This is a genomic window from Kitasatospora sp. NPDC057738, from assembly GCF_042798815.1.
Taxonomy (GTDB): Bacteria; Actinomycetota; Actinomycetes; order Streptomycetales; family Streptomycetaceae; genus Kitasatospora; species Kitasatospora lactacystinica.
Genome location: NZ_JBHVJT010000022.1, coordinates 80,909 through 97,694, shown reverse-complemented (window position 1 = coordinate 97,694; position 16,786 = coordinate 80,909). Strand labels below are relative to the sequence as shown.

General features: G+C 72.7%; 17 protein-coding genes. 7 read left to right on the top strand and 10 right to left on the bottom strand.

Annotation, left to right across the window (positions count from 1 at the left end):
- Positions 1-144: 144 nt before the first annotated feature.
- From ACFVGO_RS15000 to ssuE, 3 genes are all read right to left on the bottom strand, one after another.
- Positions 145-2,712 (bottom strand): ABC transporter permease, encoded by a 2,568-nt coding sequence (locus ACFVGO_RS15000; protein ID WP_380632092.1) that lies wholly within the window; start codon positions 2,710-2,712, stop codon positions 145-147.
- A 19-nt stretch (positions 2,713-2,731) separates the two neighbouring features.
- A complete protein-coding gene (locus ACFVGO_RS14995; protein ID WP_359910121.1) occupies positions 2,732-3,520 on the bottom strand; it encodes an ABC transporter ATP-binding protein in 789 nt (262 codons plus the stop codon).
- 323 nt (positions 3,521-3,843) lie between these two features.
- Positions 3,844-4,398, bottom strand: coding sequence for an NADPH-dependent FMN reductase (ssuE, locus tag ACFVGO_RS14990; RefSeq protein ID WP_380355371.1), 555 nt, complete (start codon positions 4,396-4,398; stop codon positions 3,844-3,846).
- Positions 4,399-5,266: 868 nt separating this feature from the next.
- Here ssuE and ACFVGO_RS14985 point away from each other — a divergent pair.
- Positions 5,267-6,235, top strand: coding sequence for an LCP family protein (locus tag ACFVGO_RS14985; RefSeq protein WP_380547413.1), 969 nt, complete (start codon positions 5,267-5,269; stop codon positions 6,233-6,235).
- Positions 6,236-6,273: 38 nt separating this feature from the next.
- On the top strand, positions 6,274-6,759 hold the full coding sequence (locus tag ACFVGO_RS14980; protein ID WP_359910129.1) for a hypothetical protein: 486 nt from the start codon (positions 6,274-6,276) through the stop codon (positions 6,757-6,759).
- A 33-nt stretch (positions 6,760-6,792) separates the two neighbouring features.
- Here ACFVGO_RS14980 and ACFVGO_RS14975 read toward each other — a convergent pair whose 3' ends face one another.
- Together ACFVGO_RS14975 and ACFVGO_RS14970 are read right to left on the bottom strand one after the other, a co-directional pair.
- Entirely contained in the window at positions 6,793-7,371 is a 579-nt protein-coding gene (locus ACFVGO_RS14975) for a hypothetical protein (protein ID WP_380632089.1), read from the bottom strand.
- Between the two features lie 318 nt (positions 7,372-7,689).
- The gene (locus ACFVGO_RS14970; protein ID WP_359910133.1) at positions 7,690-8,184 is read right to left on the bottom strand and encodes a peptidylprolyl isomerase; all 495 of its coding nucleotides are present in this window, start codon (positions 8,182-8,184) and stop codon (positions 7,690-7,692) included.
- A gap of 160 nt (positions 8,185-8,344) precedes the next feature.
- On the opposite strand from ACFVGO_RS14970, the gene ACFVGO_RS14965 reads away from it, so the two are divergent.
- Positions 8,345-8,728 (top strand): MerR family transcriptional regulator, encoded by a 384-nt coding sequence (locus tag ACFVGO_RS14965; protein ID WP_359910136.1) that lies wholly within the window; start codon positions 8,345-8,347, stop codon positions 8,726-8,728.
- A gap of 55 nt (positions 8,729-8,783) precedes the next feature.
- Here the strand turns inward: ACFVGO_RS14965 and ACFVGO_RS14960 are convergent, their stop codons facing one another.
- Positions 8,784-9,437 carry a methyltransferase domain-containing protein gene (locus ACFVGO_RS14960; RefSeq protein ID WP_359910139.1) on the bottom strand — a complete coding sequence of 218 codons (654 nt, stop codon included), beginning with the start codon at positions 9,435-9,437 and terminating at the stop codon, positions 8,784-8,786.
- A 124-nt stretch (positions 9,438-9,561) separates the two neighbouring features.
- Here ACFVGO_RS14960 and ACFVGO_RS14955 point away from each other — a divergent pair, with 124 nt between their 5' ends.
- The gene (locus tag ACFVGO_RS14955) at positions 9,562-10,158 is read left to right on the top strand and encodes an NAD(P)H-dependent oxidoreductase (protein ID WP_380632086.1); all 597 of its coding nucleotides are present in this window, start codon (positions 9,562-9,564) and stop codon (positions 10,156-10,158) included.
- On the opposite strand, the gene ACFVGO_RS14950 is transcribed toward ACFVGO_RS14955, so the two are convergent.
- The 3 genes from ACFVGO_RS14950 to ACFVGO_RS14940 all read right to left on the bottom strand — a co-directional run bounded on the left by ACFVGO_RS14950 (position 10,151) and on the right by ACFVGO_RS14940 (position 12,961).
- Positions 10,151-10,648, bottom strand: coding sequence for a GNAT family N-acetyltransferase (locus tag ACFVGO_RS14950; RefSeq protein ID WP_380547399.1), 498 nt, complete (start codon positions 10,646-10,648; stop codon positions 10,151-10,153). The genes ACFVGO_RS14955 and ACFVGO_RS14950 overlap by 8 nt on opposite strands.
- A 119-nt stretch (positions 10,649-10,767) precedes the next feature.
- Entirely contained in the window at positions 10,768-11,634 is an 867-nt protein-coding gene (locus ACFVGO_RS14945) for an oxidoreductase (RefSeq protein ID WP_359910148.1), read from the bottom strand.
- Between the two features lie 160 nt (positions 11,635-11,794).
- On the bottom strand, positions 11,795-12,961 hold the full coding sequence (locus ACFVGO_RS14940) for an acyl-CoA dehydrogenase family protein (RefSeq protein ID WP_380632083.1): 1,167 nt from the start codon (positions 12,959-12,961) through the stop codon (positions 11,795-11,797).
- A gap of 230 nt (positions 12,962-13,191) precedes the next feature.
- Here ACFVGO_RS14940 and ACFVGO_RS14935 point away from each other — a divergent pair, with 230 nt between their 5' ends.
- The 3 genes from ACFVGO_RS14935 to ACFVGO_RS14925 all read left to right on the top strand — a co-directional run bounded on the left by ACFVGO_RS14935 (position 13,192) and on the right by ACFVGO_RS14925 (position 15,574).
- The gene (locus ACFVGO_RS14935) at positions 13,192-14,529 is read left to right on the top strand and encodes a UDP-glucose/GDP-mannose dehydrogenase family protein (RefSeq protein WP_359906155.1); all 1,338 of its coding nucleotides are present in this window, start codon (positions 13,192-13,194) and stop codon (positions 14,527-14,529) included.
- Between the two features lie 144 nt (positions 14,530-14,673).
- On the top strand, positions 14,674-15,117 hold the full coding sequence (locus ACFVGO_RS14930) for a hypothetical protein (RefSeq protein WP_359906153.1): 444 nt from the start codon (positions 14,674-14,676) through the stop codon (positions 15,115-15,117).
- Between the two features lie 40 nt (positions 15,118-15,157).
- Positions 15,158-15,574 carry a CoA-binding protein gene (locus tag ACFVGO_RS14925; protein ID WP_359906150.1) on the top strand — a complete coding sequence of 139 codons (417 nt, stop codon included), beginning with the start codon at positions 15,158-15,160 and terminating at the stop codon, positions 15,572-15,574.
- On the opposite strand, the gene ACFVGO_RS14920 is transcribed toward ACFVGO_RS14925, so the two are convergent.
- Positions 15,565-16,779 carry a dipeptidase gene (locus tag ACFVGO_RS14920; RefSeq protein WP_359906147.1) on the bottom strand — a complete coding sequence of 405 codons (1,215 nt, stop codon included), beginning with the start codon at positions 16,777-16,779 and terminating at the stop codon, positions 15,565-15,567. The two genes, ACFVGO_RS14925 and ACFVGO_RS14920, sit on opposite strands and share 10 nt — an antisense overlap.
- Between the last annotated feature and the right edge of the window lie 7 nt (positions 16,780-16,786).

The following is a 16,786-nucleotide window of genomic DNA, read 5'->3' as shown; positions in this document are numbered from 1 at the left end:
GGAACACACCTCGGGGGGGCCCTCCTGGGAGGGGGGGGGGAACGACGCTGGGCGCGGGTCCTGGGCACACCCGCCCCCGGTTCCCCGTTCCCCCCGTTCCCCCGTCTCCCCCGTGCTCCGGGGCCCGGCGACCCCGGAGCCGGCTCAGTCCGTCGCGATGGCCGCGAGGACGTTCATGCGTCCGGCCCGGAAGGCCGGGACGAGCGCGGCGAACAGGCCGATCAGCACCGAGGAGACCAGCGTGATCGCCACCATGGTGGTCGGGACGGAGAGCGTCCCCAGGCCCTGGTCCCGCAGCACCCCCTGGACGGTGACGCCCCAGGCGAGGCCCAGCCCGGTGCCGAGGACGGCGCCGAACAGCGCGATCACCACGGACTCCAGCCGGATCATCCGGCGCAGCTGGCGGCGGGAGAGCCCGATCGCCCGCAGCAGGCCGATCTCGCGGGTCCGCTCGACCACCGACAGCGCCAGGGTGTTGACCACGCCGAGCACCGCGACCGTGATCGAGAGGGCGACCAGCCCGTAGATCAGGTAGAGCAGGGTGTTGATCTGGGACTGGGCGAGCTCCTTGTAGCCGGCCCGGTCCTTGATGGTCAGCTGCGGGTACTCCTTCAGCCCGTCCTCCAGCGCGGTCAGCGTCTTCTGGACGTCGGCGCCCTGGGCGGCCTTGGCGAAGAAGGTCCACACCGGCGGCTGCTCGGCGGCCGGGACCGCCTTCGCCATGGTGTCCATGGCGACGAAGGAGCCGCCGCCGAACAGGTCGCCCTTGCCGAGGACCGCGCCGACCGGCAGCGCCTGGCTGCGGCCCTGGCCGTAGTCGACGGTGACCTGGTCGCCGACCTTCAGGTTGTGGTCCTTGGCGAAGGCGGCGCCGATCCCCAGCGAGCCGCGCTGGAGCGAGTCCACCGCACCGGAGTCGACGGTCGGCCGGAAGTCGGTGCCGAAGAAGGACGGCGGGACCGCGGTCAGCGGGGTCTTGGCCTGCTGCCCGTCCGACAGCCGGACCTTGGCGGCGAAGAACCGCTGGGTGGTGATGTGGTCGATGCCCGGGGTCCGCTCGACGGCGGCCAGCATCTCGGGCGTGATCGCGGTGCGGCCACCGGAGATGATGTAGTCCGCGCCCACCGACTTGTCGATCTGCGCGCTGGTCGAGGTGACGGCCGAGGAGCTGAACACCGCGGAGGCGATCACCAGCGCCAGGCCGATCATCAGCGCGGCGGCGGTGGCGCCGGTGCGGCGCGGGTTGCGCATCGCGTTGCGCTGGGCGAGCTTGCCGGACGGCCCGAACAGCGCCGGCAGCAGCGCGCCGAGCACCCGGACGACGGCCGAGGCCAGCAGCGGGCCGAGCACCACGAAGCCGATCAGGGTGAGCACCACGCCCAGGCCCAGGTACTGGCCGCCGGCGGCCGCCTTCTCCGCCCGCGCGCCGAGCACCAGCAGGGCGCCGCCGCCGGCCGTCAGCAGCAGGCCGAGGACGGTACGGACCAGGTTGGCGCGGCCCTCGGCCGGAGTGCCGTGGTCGCGCAGGGCGGCCATCGGCGAGATCCGGCTCGCCCGGCGGGCCGGGAACCAGGCCGCGACCAGGGTGACCACGATGCCCAGCGCGTACCCGGCGACGAACACGTCCGGCCCGATCCGCAGGTCGGCCGCCTCCAGGTCCATGCCGATCGCGGTCATCAGCTTGATCAGGCCGACCGCCACGCCCAGGCCGGCCGCGACCCCGAGGGTCGAGCCGAGCACGCCCAGGATCAGCGCCTCGACCAGCACCGAGCGGTTGACCTGCCGCCGGCTGCCGCCGATGGCGCGCAGCAGGCCGATCTCCCGGGTGCGCTGGGCGACCAGCATCGAGAAGGTGTTGACGATCAGGAAAGCGCCGACGATCGCCGAGACGAAGGCGAAGCCGAGCATCGCGTACTTCATGAAGTCCAGGCCCTTGCCGACCTGTTCGGTGCGGTCCGCCTTCTGCTCGGCCGCCGTCTTCACCAGGTACCCGCCGCCGACCGCGGACTGCACGTCCGCCTTGAGCCGGTCGTTGCCGCGGCTGCCGTCGCCGTACGCCTCGACGGTGCTGAAGGCCTGCTCGCCGAGCAGCACCTGCTGGGCGGTCGGGGTGTCCAGGAACGCGAGCGCCGCGCCCGGGTTGGTGGTGGTGAAGGTGCCGATGCCGACGATGGTGAAGTCGTGCCGGCCGAGGGGGTTCTCGACCCTGAGCCGGCCGCCGAGGCCGAGCTTGGCCTTCTTCACGGTGTCCGCGTCCAGCAGCAGCTCGGTCGGGCCGCGCGGGGTGCGGCCGGAGGTGACCTTCAGCGGGTTGGCCGGGGTGTCCGTCCAGTTGCCGAGCAGGGTGGGCGCGCCGGTGGTCGGGCCGACCAGCTTGTTGGTGGCCGGGTCGATCAGCACGGCGTTCTCGACCAGGACCTGGCCGACGGCGCTCTTCACCCCGGGCAGCGCGGCGACCTGCCGCTCCAGCGCGACCGGGACGGTCGGCGGCTTGACGGCGGCCTGCTGCTCCTCGTCCTCGGCCGGCTTGGGCGGATTGACCGAGACGTCGGAGGCGGTCGCGGCGAAGAGCTTGTCGAAGGTGCCGGTGGCGGTGTTGGAGAACACCAGGGTGCCGGAGACGAAGGCCACCGACAGCACGACGGCGATGAGCGAGAGCGCCATCCGGCCCTTGTGGGCGAAGAAGCTCCGCAGTGAGGTCTTGAGCAGCATGATGGAGTCGTCCCGCCGCTCAGCTGGTGCGCTTGCCGTCGAAACGGCGCATGCGTTCGAGGACGGAGTCGGCGGTGGGCGCGTGCATCTCGTCCACGATCACGCCGTCGGCGAGGAAGAGCACGCGGTCCGCGTAGCCGGCGGCGACCGGGTCGTGGGTGACCATCACGATGGTCTGGCCCAGCTCGTCCACCGAGCGGCGCAGGAAGGTCAGCACCTCGGCGCCGGAGCGGGAGTCCAGGTTCCCGGTGGGCTCGTCCCCGAAGATGATCTCGGGGCGGGCGGCCAGCGCCCGGGCCACCGCGACGCGCTGCTGCTGGCCGCCGGAGAGCTGGGAGGGGCGGTGCTTGAGCCGGCCGGACAGGCCGACCGTCTCCACCACCTGGTCCAGCCAGGCCTGGTCGGGCTTGCGGCCGGCGATGTCCATCGGGAGCGTGATGTTCTCCAGCGCGCTCAGGGTCGGGAGCAGGTTGAACGCCTGGAAGATGAAGCCGATCTTGTCGCGCCGGAGTCTGGTGAGCTGCTTGTCCTTGAGGCCGGTGATCTCGGTGTCGCCGATCCGGATCCGGCCGGAGGTGACCGTGTCGAGGCCCGCCAGGCAGTGCATCAAGGTGGACTTGCCGGAGCCCGAGGGACCCATGATCGCGGTGAACCGGCCGCGCTGGATGTCCACGTCGACGGAGTCGAGCGCGGTCACCCTGGTCTCGCCCGAACCGTACGCCTTGGTGACCTGACGGGCCGACGCGGCGACGGCTGACGCTCCGCCGGGAAGCTGGGGGTCGTACACGGCTGCTGCTGCCGTCGTCACTGGACTCTCCTAAGGAAGATGCGCTCACCCGTTGGCCCCCAGCCTCGCGGGCCCGCCCGCCTCATGACATGGCGCAGGCGGTAGTCCTCGACCGGGAGTTGTCTCCACCCTCCCGGTGGACCTGGCCACCGGACCCGACGCAACCGGGCCGCTTCCTGGCGGGTGGGGATGTGTGAACCACGTTAGGAGTCGACGGCCGTCGGCTCGTCATCCGCCGGAATGAAGCCGCTCAACCAAGGTTCTACGGGCCGCGGCGCCGCTCCCCCTAGGGGTAGCCGCGGCCCGTCTCGGGGACGCCCCGTACGGGCCGCGGCGGCGGTCCGTCAGCTCGTCAGCGCGGTTGCGGCCAGCCGCTCCAGTGCCGTGGCGAAGCCCTCCACGACCGGGACCAGCAGGGCTTCGGTCTCGCGCTCCACCAGGGTCGTCCCGTCCTCCCGGGCGGTGATGTGGCGGTCGAGCACGAACCAGCCCTGGGTGATGTGGTCGGCGCCCATCGAGCTGAGCACCGGGCGCAGCGCGTAGTCCACCGCGAGGACGTGCGCGGGCGAGCCGCCGGTGGCGAGCGGCAGGACGGCCTTGCCGGCCAGCGCGTACTGCGGGAGCACGTCCAGCAGGGCCTTCAGCAGGCCCGAGTAGGCGGCCTTGTAGACGGGGGTGCCGACGACCACGCCGTCGGCGCGGGCGAACAGCTCGGTGACGGCGACGATCTCGGGGTGGTCGAAGTCGCCCGACAGCAGGGCGTGCGCGGGCAGGCTGCGGGCTTCGAAGGGGACGACGTGGTGGCCGCGCTCCGCCAGCCGCGCGTCGACGTGGCGCAGCAGGCGGGTGGTGCGGGAGGTGGGGGAAGGGGAGCCGGAAACGGACAGGACGACGGCCATGGGTTCACCTCTGGGTGGAAGCGGGGCGGCGCGGGGCGGCGGGTTCCGGCCGGGTGCGGCGGGGGAGGGCGCCGCGGACGGGGGCCGGTGCCGGGAGCGGTGCCGGGGCGGCACCGCGGGCGCTGTGCCGGCGGACGTGCACCGGGGGCGCTGTGGCGGGGGCGCTGTGCCGGCGGACGTGCGGCGGGTACGGGGATTCGGCGGGCGCGCGTCAGCCGCGACAGAGCGAACAGGCCACACCGCGCCGCAGGTCGACGTGCCGCCGACGCGTGAGTGCCCAACGCTGATCCATGCCTGGAATGCAAACACGCTGTGTTCGGGCTGGTCAAGAAACGTTTCAGCAGCTGGAACACCGGGTGTCCGGACGTTGCGGCGGAACGATCCGGCACGTGCATCAAAACTGCTACAAGAAGCCCGGTGGACCCCCCGGGGGGAGTCAGCCCGACCGGGGTCGGGCATCCTCGTCGGCATGAACACGTGGCAGGAGGGCCGCCCGGGGGGCGGCGGGAACCCGTACGGCGGAAACGGCGGGGGCGGCGCGGCCGAGCCGCCGCTGCCGTCCTCGCTGAACCCGCGCGGGCCGGGGGCGGCCGCGCCACGGCAGCCGCGACAGCCCGGGCAGCCGGGGCCCTCCCGGCTCGGCGGCGTCCCCCCGCAGGGGGCCGGCGCACCCGGAGGCCGTCCCGGCGCACCCGGCGGTGCTCCCGGCGGTGCCGCAGGCCACGGTGCTCACGGCGGGCCCGGTGGCCCCGGTGGCCAGGGCCGCCCCGGCGGGCCCGGCGGTCAGGGCCGCCCCGGTGGCCCCGGCGGGCCCGGCGGCACCCGCCCGCCCGGCGCCCAGGCCCGGCGCTGGCCGCGGCGGCGGATCGTGAAGTGGTCGGTCTTCGGCGTGCTGATCGCCGTCATGGTGACCGCCGTCTCCACCTGGTTCTGGGCGGACTCCAAGCTCAACCACGAGAACGTGCTCGCCGACTACCCCGGCCGCCCGGCCGCGGGCAAGGGCACCAACTGGCTGATCGTCGGCTCCGACAGCCGCCAGGGCCTCACCGACGCCGAGCAGGACGACCTGCACACCGGGCACGACACCGAGGGCAAGCGCAGCGACTCGATGATGATCCTGCACGTCGGGGACAACGGGAACACCCTGATGAGCATCCCGCGCGACTCCTGGGTGCCGATCCCCGACCACCCGGGCAGCAACGGCAAGCCGGTCAAGGGCACCACCGCGAAGATCAACTCGGCCTTCGGCAACGGCGGCGGCCGGCTGCTGGTCCAGACCGTCGAACAGAACACCGGCCTGCGGATCGACCACTACGCCGAGATCGGCTTCGGCGGCTTCGTCGGCATCGTCGACTCGATCGGCGGCGTCGAGATGAAGATCGACCAGGACGTCCAGGACAAGGACTCCGGCCTCGACCTCAAGGCCGGCGACCAGACCCTCACCGGCAAGCAGGCGCTGGCCTTCGTCCGCCAGCGCCACCAGATGGCCGACCAGGACCTCGGCCGGATGCGCAACCAGCAGAAGTTCCTCGGCGCCCTGGCCCACCAGGCCGCCTCCCCCGGCAACCTGATGAACCCGTTCACCTTCTACCCGCTGGTCGACTCGGCGCTCGGCACCCTGATCGTCGACGAGGACTGCGGCCTGACCGACCTCGGCTCGCTCTTCCTCGCCATGAAGGACGTCAACGGCGGCAGCGGCAAGTCGCTGACCGTGCCGATAGGCAACCCGGACTACCGGACCAAGACCGGCGAGTCCGCCGTGCTGTGGGACGCCAACAAGTCCAAGCAGCTCTTCGCCGCCTTCAAGAACGACACCGCGGTGCCGGACTTCAAGTAGTCCGCGACTTTGTGCGACCGCGTCGACACAATGGGTGGATGCCACTCGTCACCGCGCTGATCCACCGCCGTCGCCACCGCCTCCTGGGCCGCCTGGTCCAGGAGGCGCTCGCGCTCTACGGGATGGAGGTGCCCGCCGCCTGCGAGATCGGGCCCGGACTGCTCGTCTTCCACCGCGGCTTCGGCACCGTGCTGCACCCGTACACCACCCTCGGCGCCGGCGTGACGCTCTACAACGGCGTGACCATCGGCCGGGCCGACCCGTGGGTACCGCAGGAGGAGAGCGCGATGCGGCGGGTGGTGGTCGAGGACGGCGCGGTGCTGTGCGCCGGCGCCAAGGTGGTGTGCAAGGAGGGCGTGCTGACCGTCGGCGCGGGCACCGTAGTCGGCGCCAACGCGGTGCTCACCCGCTCGACCGGCCCCGGGGAGGTCTGGGCCGGCGTCCCGGCGCGCAAGGTGGGGATGCGGACGGGCGGCCGGTGGGCCCGCCCGGCACCGGCCCGGCCCGCCCCGAGCCCCTCCTGAACGCGCCGGACGCACCGGTGGCGAGGGAACGGCCTAGACGAACGGCAGCAGCCCGGTGCCGCACTCCGGGAAGCGGACCAGCCACTCCCCCTCGCCGCCGGCCGCCTCGGTGGCGCCCGAGAAGCCGTAGTGGATCGGCTGCCCGTCGCCGCTCAGCCACCTCGCGTGGGTCAGCTGCACCGAGAGCGAGGCCGGGCGGTACGGGGCCGCGGCGGCCTGGACGACCGGGGCGGGCTGCTCAAGCACCAGCTCGTGCTCGGTCTCGCCCGGCCGGAAGGTCACCACCGTCTCGGTGCCCGGGCGGCGCGGGAAGGCGCCCGTCGGATCCGTCCAGTACGCGGCGACCATCACCGCGAGGGTGCCGTCCAGGCTGCCGGTGTCCGGCCGCACGTACTCCTCGTCCGCGACCCAGCGGGCGTGGTGGCGGACCTCCTCCGCGCCCCACCGCTCGTCCCAGCGCACCCAGTAGCCGGCCACCCGCTTGACGGTCATGCCCTCGCGGACGACCCGGACGGCGAACCGCGCCGGGCCGACCGGCTCGCAGCCGGCCAGGGAGACCACCGTCACCTGTTCGTAGGTCACCTCGCCGTCGTCGGCGCCCTGCTCCACCATCGGTCAACCACCTTGCCGCAGAGTCGAGTTCGGCCGCGGCTTGGGCCGCGTCCGAGAAGTCGAGCGTAGGGCCCCGGCAAAGGAAGGCCGCACGATTGCCCGGTTCCGGCCCGGACGGCGGCGCTCCCGGCTACCCTGCCCGCCGCACCGCGGCCCGGCGCGGGAACGGGCCCGGGACGGATGCGGGGGCGGCGCGGAAACGGGCTCGGGGCGGGTACGCGAGCGGGTACGGCGAGCGGATACGAAACCGCCCCGGAGCAGGAGGCCGGAAGATCCGACGTCCCGCTCCGGGGCGGTGCGTGCCAGTGGCGACGGCGACTACTTGACCTCGCCGGAGGCGGCGATGGAGATCTTGGCCGAGGTGCGGCCGCTCTGCGAGCCGAGGCCCTCGATCTTCTTGACCAGGTCCATGCCCTCGACGACCTCGCCGAAGACGACGTGCTTGCCGTCCAGCCAGTCGGTGACGATGGTGGTGATGAAGAACTGCGAGCCGTTGGTGTTGCGGCCGGCGTTGGCCATCGAGAGCAGGCCCGGGCGGTCGTGCTTGATCTGGAAGTTCTCGTCCGCGAACTTCTCGCCGTAGATGCTCTTGCCGCCGGTGCCGTTGTGGTTGGTGAAGTCACCGCCCTGGAGCATGAAGGCCGGGATCACGCGGTGGAAGCCGGAGCCCGCGTAGCCGAAGCCGTTCTGGCCGGTGGCCAGCTCGCGGAAGTTCTGGGCGGTCTTGGGAACGACGTCGTCGTACAGCTTGAAGACGATCCGGCCGGCCGGCTCGTCGTTGATCGTGATGTCGAAGAAAACGTTGGAAGACATGCAGGGATGATGGCACGATCACCTGTTCGGCGCGCGCTGCCCCCGGTCGGGCGCGGCCGGACGCGGCTGTGTTATCCGGTTTCCGCCCCGGAGCGAGACCGGGAAGCTAACATCGATGTCAGGTTCAGGCCTCTGTGCGGCACGGGGACGGGGTGGCGGCATGCGGATCGGTGAACTGGCCCGTCGGACGGGTGTGAGCGAACGCTCGCTGCGCTACTACGAGCAGCAGGGCCTGCTCGCCGCCCGCCGCACCGAGGGCGGCCACCGCGAGTACCCGGAGGCCGCCGTCGACCGGGTGGTGCACATCCAGGAGCTGTTCGCGGCCGGGCTGCACAGCCGGACCATCTACAAGATCCTCCCCTGCATGCGGGACTCCGACGGCAGCCCGAACGAGGTCGCCACCCCGCTGCTGGTCGAGGAGCTCACCGCGGAGCGCGAACGGATCGACCGGACGATCAGCGACCTGCTGCGCTCCCGCGAGGTGCTGGACGAGGTGATCGCGACCGCCTCCGGGCAGCCGCCGTCCTCGTCCGAGGCCGCGTAGAAGGCCGCACGGAAGACTGCCCGGAAGACCGCACCGGAGGCCGCGCAGGAGGGCCTCAGCCCTTCGGCCTGCGGGCCAGCAGATAGGCCTGCGGGGTCTTCTCGTCCCCCTCCGGCTCACGGACCGTACGGGAGGTGACCGGCAGGCCCGCCTCCCGCACCAGCTCCTCGACGTGCTCCGGCCGCAGCCGGCGGAAGTCCAGCGACACCGGGTGGCCGAAGGGGCGCTCCTGGCGCGACGGCAGGTCGCCGACCTGGAAGGCGAGCATCAGGTGGCCGCCGGGGGCGAGCACCCGGGCGCACTCGGCGAACACCTCGGGCAGCCGCTCCGCCGGGGTGTGGATGATCGAGTACCAGGCCACCACGCCGGTCAGCTCCCCGTCCCGGAAGGGGAGGTCGAACATCGAACCGACGCTGAACGGCACCTCCGGGTGGGCCTGCCGGGCGAGCTCGACCATCCGCGGCGAGAGGTCGATCCCGTGCACGTCCACGCCGAGCCGGTGCAGCGGGCCGGTCATCCGGCCCGGGCCGCAGCCGAGTTCGGCCGTCCTGCCGCCCGGCCGCTCGGCGCGGACCAGGTCGGCGAAGAGCCCCAGCATCGCCCGGTCCATCGGCATGCGGTCCAACGCGTCCCGGAAGAGCTCGGTGTACTCGGTGGCGACGGCGTCGTAGAACGCCCTGGTCTCGGTGAGGAAGTCCGGCTCGGTCATGGCCCCGGACCCTACCGGGCGGCCGACCGTACCCGGGGCGTGTCCGGCGGATCCTTGCCGGGTGCGCGACAGCGGGGCACGCGCCTACCATCGGTCCGGCCAACCAGCCCGAGGGGGACGGAAGATGAGCACGATCGGGGTCTACCTGGCGCATCCGCGGCCGGGGAGCTTCAACCACGCGCTGTACGGGGCCGTGGTGGACGAACTGCGGGGGCGCGGCTGCCGGGTGCGCGCCCACGACCTGTACGCGGAGGGCTTCGCGCCGCTGCTGGCCGCCGAGGAGACCGGCACGGTGACCGCGGCGGAGCGGTCCGGGGATCCGGTCCTCGCCCTGCACCGCGCCGAGGTGGCCGCCCTGGACGCGCTGGTGCTGATCCACCCCAACTGGTGGGGCATGCCGCCCGCGGTGCTCACCGGCTGGGTGCAGCGGGTGCTGGTGCCCGGCGTCGCGTACAAGCTCGGGACGGCCGACGGCGAGCCGGCCGGGCTGCTGCGGGTCGGCCGGGCGCTGGTGCTGAACACCTCGGACACCCCGGAGGCCCGCGAGCGCGAGGAGTTCGGCGACCCGCTGGAGCGGATCTGGGCGGCCTGCGTGCTGCCGTACGTCGGGGTCGCCGAGGTGCGGCGGACGGTGTTCCGCACGGTCACCGACTCCTCCGACGCCGAGCGCGCCGGTTGGCTGCGGCAGGCCCGGGAGCAGGCCGCGGCGCTGCTCAGCTGAGCGGCGGGAGGTCCAGTTCGGCGACGGTCTGGCCGCCGCTCAGCTCGCCGGTCGGGCGGAAGCCGAGACGGGCGTAGAACTCCTCCGGGCCGTCCGGGCCCGGGTGGTGGGTGACGGTGACGCGGGATCCGCCGCGGCGGCGGATCTCGGCGCAGACCTGCTCGACGGCGAAGCGGCCGTAGCCGCCGCGCTGCCGCTCGGCGTCGATCAGCAGCCGCCACAGGCCGGAGCGGGGGCGGTCGCCGGGGCGGTCGGGGTAGAAGGTGAGGTCGAAGAAGGCCATCACGAAGCCGACCGGCCGCCCGTCGTCCAGGATCAGCCGGGGCCAGGCGGCCTCCCCGTACGCGTACGCCTCGGCCAGCGACTTCACCACCGGCGCCACCAGGGCCTCCTGGTCGGGGCGGACCCGCAGGGCGAGGGCGGCGTCGACGTTCTCGGGGGTGATGGGGGCCAGGCTGAGCACGGAGGGCCTGGTGGGCGCGGAGGACATGGCGGGCAGCCTACGGAGCGCGGCTGCCCGCCGTCGCGCGGATTTCGTCGCGCGGCCCTCCACCGACCAGGAGCGCGGCCCTCCACCGACCGGGGACGGGGCCCCCGCCGCCCGGTGGGCTACTCGCCGGCCGGGAAGTCGGTGCCGCGGCCGACCGCCGCCCACGTCTCGGTCTCCCGCCGCGCCTCGTCGAGGGTGCCGAGGACGCCGTCGACCGCGTCGCTGCCGAGCGCGAGCCGCAGCGGGGTGTGCTCGGCGGCCAGCGCGGCCAGGATCGCCTCGGCGGCCCTCGCCGGGTCGCCGGCCTGCTTGCCGTCGCTGTCCGGCAGCCCGGTGCGGACCGGGCCGACGATCGGCTCGTACGCCTCGATCGGGGCGCTGTGGGCGAGCGCGTCGCCGCCCGCGAAGCCGGTCCGGAACGCGCCGGGCTCGACGATCAGCACCTTGACCCCGAAGCCGGCCACCTCCTTGGCCAGCGCCTCGGACAGCCCCTCCAGCGCGAACTTGGTGGCCGAGTAGGCGCCCACGCCGGGGAAGCTGAAGCGGCCGCCCATGCTGCTCATCTGCACCACCGCGCCCGAGCCCCGGGCCCGCAGGTGCGGCAGCACGGCCCGGGTGAGTGCGGCCGGGCCGAAGAAGTGCAGCTCCATCAGGTCCCGCAGCTCGCGGTCGGTGGACTCCTCGACGGCGCCGATCAGCCCGCGCCCGGCGTTGTTGACCAGGACGTCGATCCGGCCGTGCCGCTGGACGGTCTCCGCGACGACGGCCGCGATCCGCTCCTGGTCGGTGACGTCCAGCCGGACCGGGAACAGCCGGTCCGGGTGCGCGGCGGCCGGCTCCGCCAGCGTCTCGGGGCGCCGGGCGGCGGCCACGACGGTGTCGCCGGCCGCCAGCGCGGCCTCGGTGAGCGCCCGGCCGAAGCCGGAGTTGGCGCCGGTGATCAGCCAGACCTTGCCGGCGGGGTGCTGCTCGGGGGTGCTGCCCATGATCGTCGATCTCTCGCAATCGTCGCGTGCTGCCCATGAGTTGACGATCATTTATGACACCGTCACAGGGGCCGCGTCCAGGACGGTTCGATGCCGGACGACATACGGCCCCCGACCGCGGACGGGCGGTCGGGGGCCGTATGTGTACGTCGAGGTGGGGTTACGGGAGGTTGCGGGCCATCACGATCCGCTGGACCTGGTTGGTGCCCTCGTAGATCTGCGTGATCTTCGCGTCCCGCATCATCCGCTCCACCGGATAGTCCCGGGTGTACCCGTACCCGCCCAGCAACTGCACCGCGTCCGTCGTGATCTCCATCGCCGCGTCCGACGCGAAACACTTCGCCGCCGCACCGAAGAACGTCAGATCCGCGTCCCCGCGCTGCGACTTCGCCGCCGCCGCGTACGTCAGCTGCCGCGCCGCCTCCAGCTTCATCGCCATGTCCGCCAGCATGAACTGGACCCCCTGGAACTCCGCGATCGCCTTCCCGAACTGCCGGCGCTCCCGCACGTACCCGTTCGCGTAGTCCAGCGCCCCCTGCGCGATCCCCACCGCCTGCGCCGCGATCGTCACCCGCGTGTGGTCCAGCGTCTTCATCGCCGTCGCGAAACCCGTCCCCTCCGCACCGATCATCCGGTCCGCGGGAATCCGCACATTGTCGAAGTACACCTCACGCGTCGGCGAACCCTTGATCCCCAGCTTCTTCTCCGGCGCACCGAACGACACCCCCTCGTCGCCCTTCTCCACCACGAACGCCGAGATCCCCTTCGAGCGCTTCTCCGGATCCGTCACGGCCATCACCGTGTAGAACTCCGACACCCCCGCGTTGGTGATCCAGCGCTTCACCCCGTTCAGCACCCAGAAATCCCCGTCGCGCACCGCCCGGGTCCGCATCCCCGCCGCGTCCGAACCCGCCTCCGGCTCCGACAGGCAGTACGAGAACATCCCCTCGCCCCGCGCCAGCGCCCCCAGGTACTTCGCCTTCAACTCCTGCGAACCCGACAACTGCACCGGCAGCGACCCCAGCTTGTTCACCGCCGGAATCAGGGACGACGACGCACACACCCGCGCCACCTCCTCGATCACGATCACCGTCGCCAGCGCATCCGCCCCCGCACCACCGAACTCCTCCGGCACGTGCACCGCGTGCAGATCGTTGCCCCGCAACGCCTCCAGCGCCTCCTGCGGGAACCGCCCCTGCTCGTCCACCTCCGCCGCGAACGGAGCGATCTTCGCCTCGGCCAGCGAACGCACCGCCTCACGGAGCATCCCGTGCTCCTCGGAGATCCGGAAGAGATCGAAGTCAGCCGCCCCTGCGCTGCCCGCCATGATGCCTGCCTCGTCGTTCAGTGACCGGTGCCCGATCGAGGTCCGATCGGCGCCCGGTGCGAGTCGAATCCGCGGTTAACTACCGTTCAGTAGAGATCCTAGGGCGCCGACCTGCGGCTGCCTAGCGTTCAGGGCGGCCCCTCGGGCGTGCAGGTGATCCCGGCGCGCCCTCGACGGGCGGATAGCATCAGGGCATCCGTACTGGTCGCGTCCGCATCCAAGGAGAACCCGTGACCCTCCGCATCTCCGTGATCGGCACCGGCTACCTCGGCGCCACGCACGCCGCCGCGATGGCCGAGTTCGGCTTCGAGGTGCTGGGTCTGGACATCGACCCCGACAAGATCGCCATGCTGACCGCGGGTCGCGTCCCGATGTACGAGCCGGGGCTCTCCGAACTGCTGCTCAAGCACGTGGCCGGGCACGAGGGTTCGACCGGACGGCTGCGCTTCACCACCTCCGCCCAGGAGGCCGCCGAGTTCGGCGACGTGCACTTCATCTGCGTCAACACCCCGCAGCGCAAGGGCGAGTTCGCCGCCGACATGTCGTACGTCGACACCGCGATCGACGAGCTCGCGCCGCACCTGACCCGTCCCGCGCTGGTGGTCGGCAAGTCCACCGTCCCGGTCGGCTCGGCGGCCCGGCTGGCCGAGCGGCTGGCCGCGCTGGCGCCGGTCGGCGAGGGCGCCGAACTCGCCTGGAACCCGGAGTTCCTGCGCGAGGGGTTCGCCGTGCAGGACACCCTGCGGCCGGACCGGATCGTGGTCGGCGCCCAGAGCGAGCGGGCCGAGCGGGTGCTGCGCGAGGTGTACGCGGAGCCGATCGCGGCCGGGGTGCCGTTCATGGTCACCGACTACGCGACCGCCGAACTGGTCAAGGCGGCCGCCAACTCCTTCCTGGCCACCAAGATCTCCTTCATCAACGCGATGGCCGAGGTCTGCGAGGCGGCCGGCGCGGACGTCACCCAGCTCAGCAAGGCGCTCGCCTACGACGAGCGGATCGGCGGCAAGTTCCTCAACTCCGGCCTCGGTTTCGGCGGCGGCTGCCTGCCCAAGGACATCCGGGCGTTCATGGCCCGGGCCGGTGAGCTCGGCGCCGACCAGGCGCTGACCTTCCTGCGCGAGGTCGACTCGATCAACATGCGGCGCCGCTCCCGGATGGTCGAGCTGGCCCGCGAGCAGTGCGGCGGCGGCTTCCTGGGCCGCCGGGTCGCCGTCCTCGGCGCCGCCTTCAAGCCCAACTCGGACGACATCCGGGACTCCCCCGCCCTCAACGTGGCCGCCCAGATCCAGCTCCAGGGCGCCCAGGTCACCGTCTACGACCCGAAGGCCGTGGACAACGCCCGCAAGATGTTCCCGTCCCTCACCTACGCCCACTCCGCCCTGGAGGCCGCCGAGGGCGCCCACGTGGTCCTCCACCTCACCGAGTGGTCCGAGTTCCGCGAGCTGGACCCGTCCGCGCTCGGCGCCGTGGTCGCCGAACGACGCCTCCTCGACGGCCGCAACGTCCTGGACGCCGAGGCCTGGCGGGCCGCCGGCTGGACCTACCGCGCCCTGGGCCGCCCGAGCTGACGAGTCCGCTCCCGAGCGCCCGTCCCCGACCCCGGGGGCGGGCGCTCGCGCGTTCCCGGACCCAAGTATTTGAACATGTTCAACTCTCGTGCGAGGATCAGGCCACCCGCTGTCCGCGGTGGTCCGAAGACCGGGGGGTCCTTCATGCGCAAGTCGTTCGTCCGGTCGGCCGTCGGCTGCGCGGCGGTCGCCGCGCTCCTGCTCTTCTTCGCGAGCCGCTTCGTGCTCGCCCTCGACGACCTCGCCTCCGGCGAACCCGTCAAGGCCGACTGTTCGAAGGTCGTGGACTTCGCGGGCGGATCCATGCCCGCGCAGGCCACCGGGGCCCGCTGCACGGACACCAGCGGCTGGCAGGAGCAGGGGTACACCGGCGAGTTCCGGATGCCCCGGACCGACCTTGCCGCCCGACTGGTCGCCGCGTTCCCGCGCGTCCGGCTGATCAGCGACGAGACCTGGGGAATGACCCTCCGGAACCGCGACGAGACCGATGGGAACCGGCCCCGGGGGAAGGCCTGGGTCGTCGAACTGGAGATCACGTACGACAACGACACGACGGCCCTGGTCAAGCTCAACGCCACCAACATCTGAGCCCAGGAATCCGGCGCCCGCGAACGTCGTTGGTACCGGCATGACGAGCTACGGCGACGAAGCGGCGGTCCGCGAGATCCTCACCCGCACCGGCGACACCTGGGCGGTGGTGGGCCTGTCCACCAACACCGCCCGGGCCGCGTACGGGGTGGCCAGGGTGCTCCAGGAGTACGGCAAGCGGATCGTGCCCGTGCACCCGAAGGCCGAGACGGTCCTCGGCGAGCAGGGCTACGCCTCGCTCGCCGAGGTGCCGTTCCCGGTCGACGTGGTGGACGTGTTCGTGAACAGCGCGCTGGCCGGGGAGGTGGCCGACCAGGCGGTGGCCGCCGGGGCGAGGGCGGTCTGGTTCCAGCTGGGAGTCGTCGACGAGGCCGCCTACGGGCGGACCCGGGCGGCCGGGCTCGCCATGGTGATGGACAGGTGCCCGGCCATCGAGATCCCCAGGCTTCAGGCCTGAGGGCCGTCCAGCTGCGCGATGGTGGCGATGGACGGGCGGCGGCTCGCGCGCAGCCCGGCGGCCGCCGATTCGGCGTCGCGCAGGACGCGCACGGCGTTGTGCCAGGTGAGCTTGGCCAGGTCGGCCTCCGACCAGTTGCGGCCGAGGAGTTCGGCGACCAGGTTGGGGTAGCCGGCCACCGAGTCCAGGCCGTCCGGCAGGAAGGCGGTGCCGTCGAAGTCGCCGCCGATGCCGATGTGGTCGATGCCGGCCACCTCGCGCATGTGGTCGAGGTGGTCGGCGACGGTGGCCGGGGTGGCGATCGGGCGCGGGTTGGCGGCCTCGAAGGCGCGCTGGCGCTCCATGGCCGGCGGGGTGGTGTCCAGCGGGTGGAAGCCGTGGGCGCGCATGTTCTCGTCGGCGGCCCTGGTCCAGTCGATGGCGGCGGGCAGGATGAACTTGGGCACGAAGGTCGCCATCGCCACGCCGCCGTTGGCGGGCAGCTGGGCGAGCACGTCGTCCGGGATGTTGCGCGGGTGGTCGCAGACCGCGCGCGAGGAGGAGTGCGAGAAGACCACCGGCGCCTCGGTCACCCGCAGGGCGTCGCGCATGGTGTCGGCGGAGACGTGCGAGAGGTCGACCAGCATGCCGAGCCGGTTCATCTCCCGGACGACCTCCTCGCCGAACCGGGTCAGCCCGCCGGCCACCGGCTTGTCGGTCGCGGAGTCCGCCCACGGCACGTTGTCGTTGTGGGTCAGCGTCAGGTACCGCACGCCCAGCTCGTACAGGGCGCGCAGGGTGGCCAGCGAGCAGTCGATGGAGTGACCGCCCTCGGCGCCCATCAGGGAGGCGATCCGGCCCTCGGCGCGGGCGGCCTCGATGTCCGCGGCGGTACGGGCCAGGCGCAGCCGGTCCGGGTAGCGCTCGACCAGGGCGTGGACGAAGTCGATCTGCTCCAGGGTGGCGCTCACGGCGTGGTCGCCGGCCAGCGAGGAGGGGACGTAGACGGACCAGAACTGCGCGCCGACCCCGCCCTCCGCGAGGCGGGCGAGGTCGGTGTGCAGGCGGTCGCTCTGGTCGGCGGCGAGGTCGAGCGCGCCGAGGTCGTATCCGGCCTGCTCGCGCATCGCCCAGGGGAGGTCGTTGTGGCCGTCCACCACGGGGGCGGTGCGCAGCAGGGCGCGGGCGCGGTCCAGCGGGGTGGGGGAGTCCGTCCGAGAAGTCATACGGGTT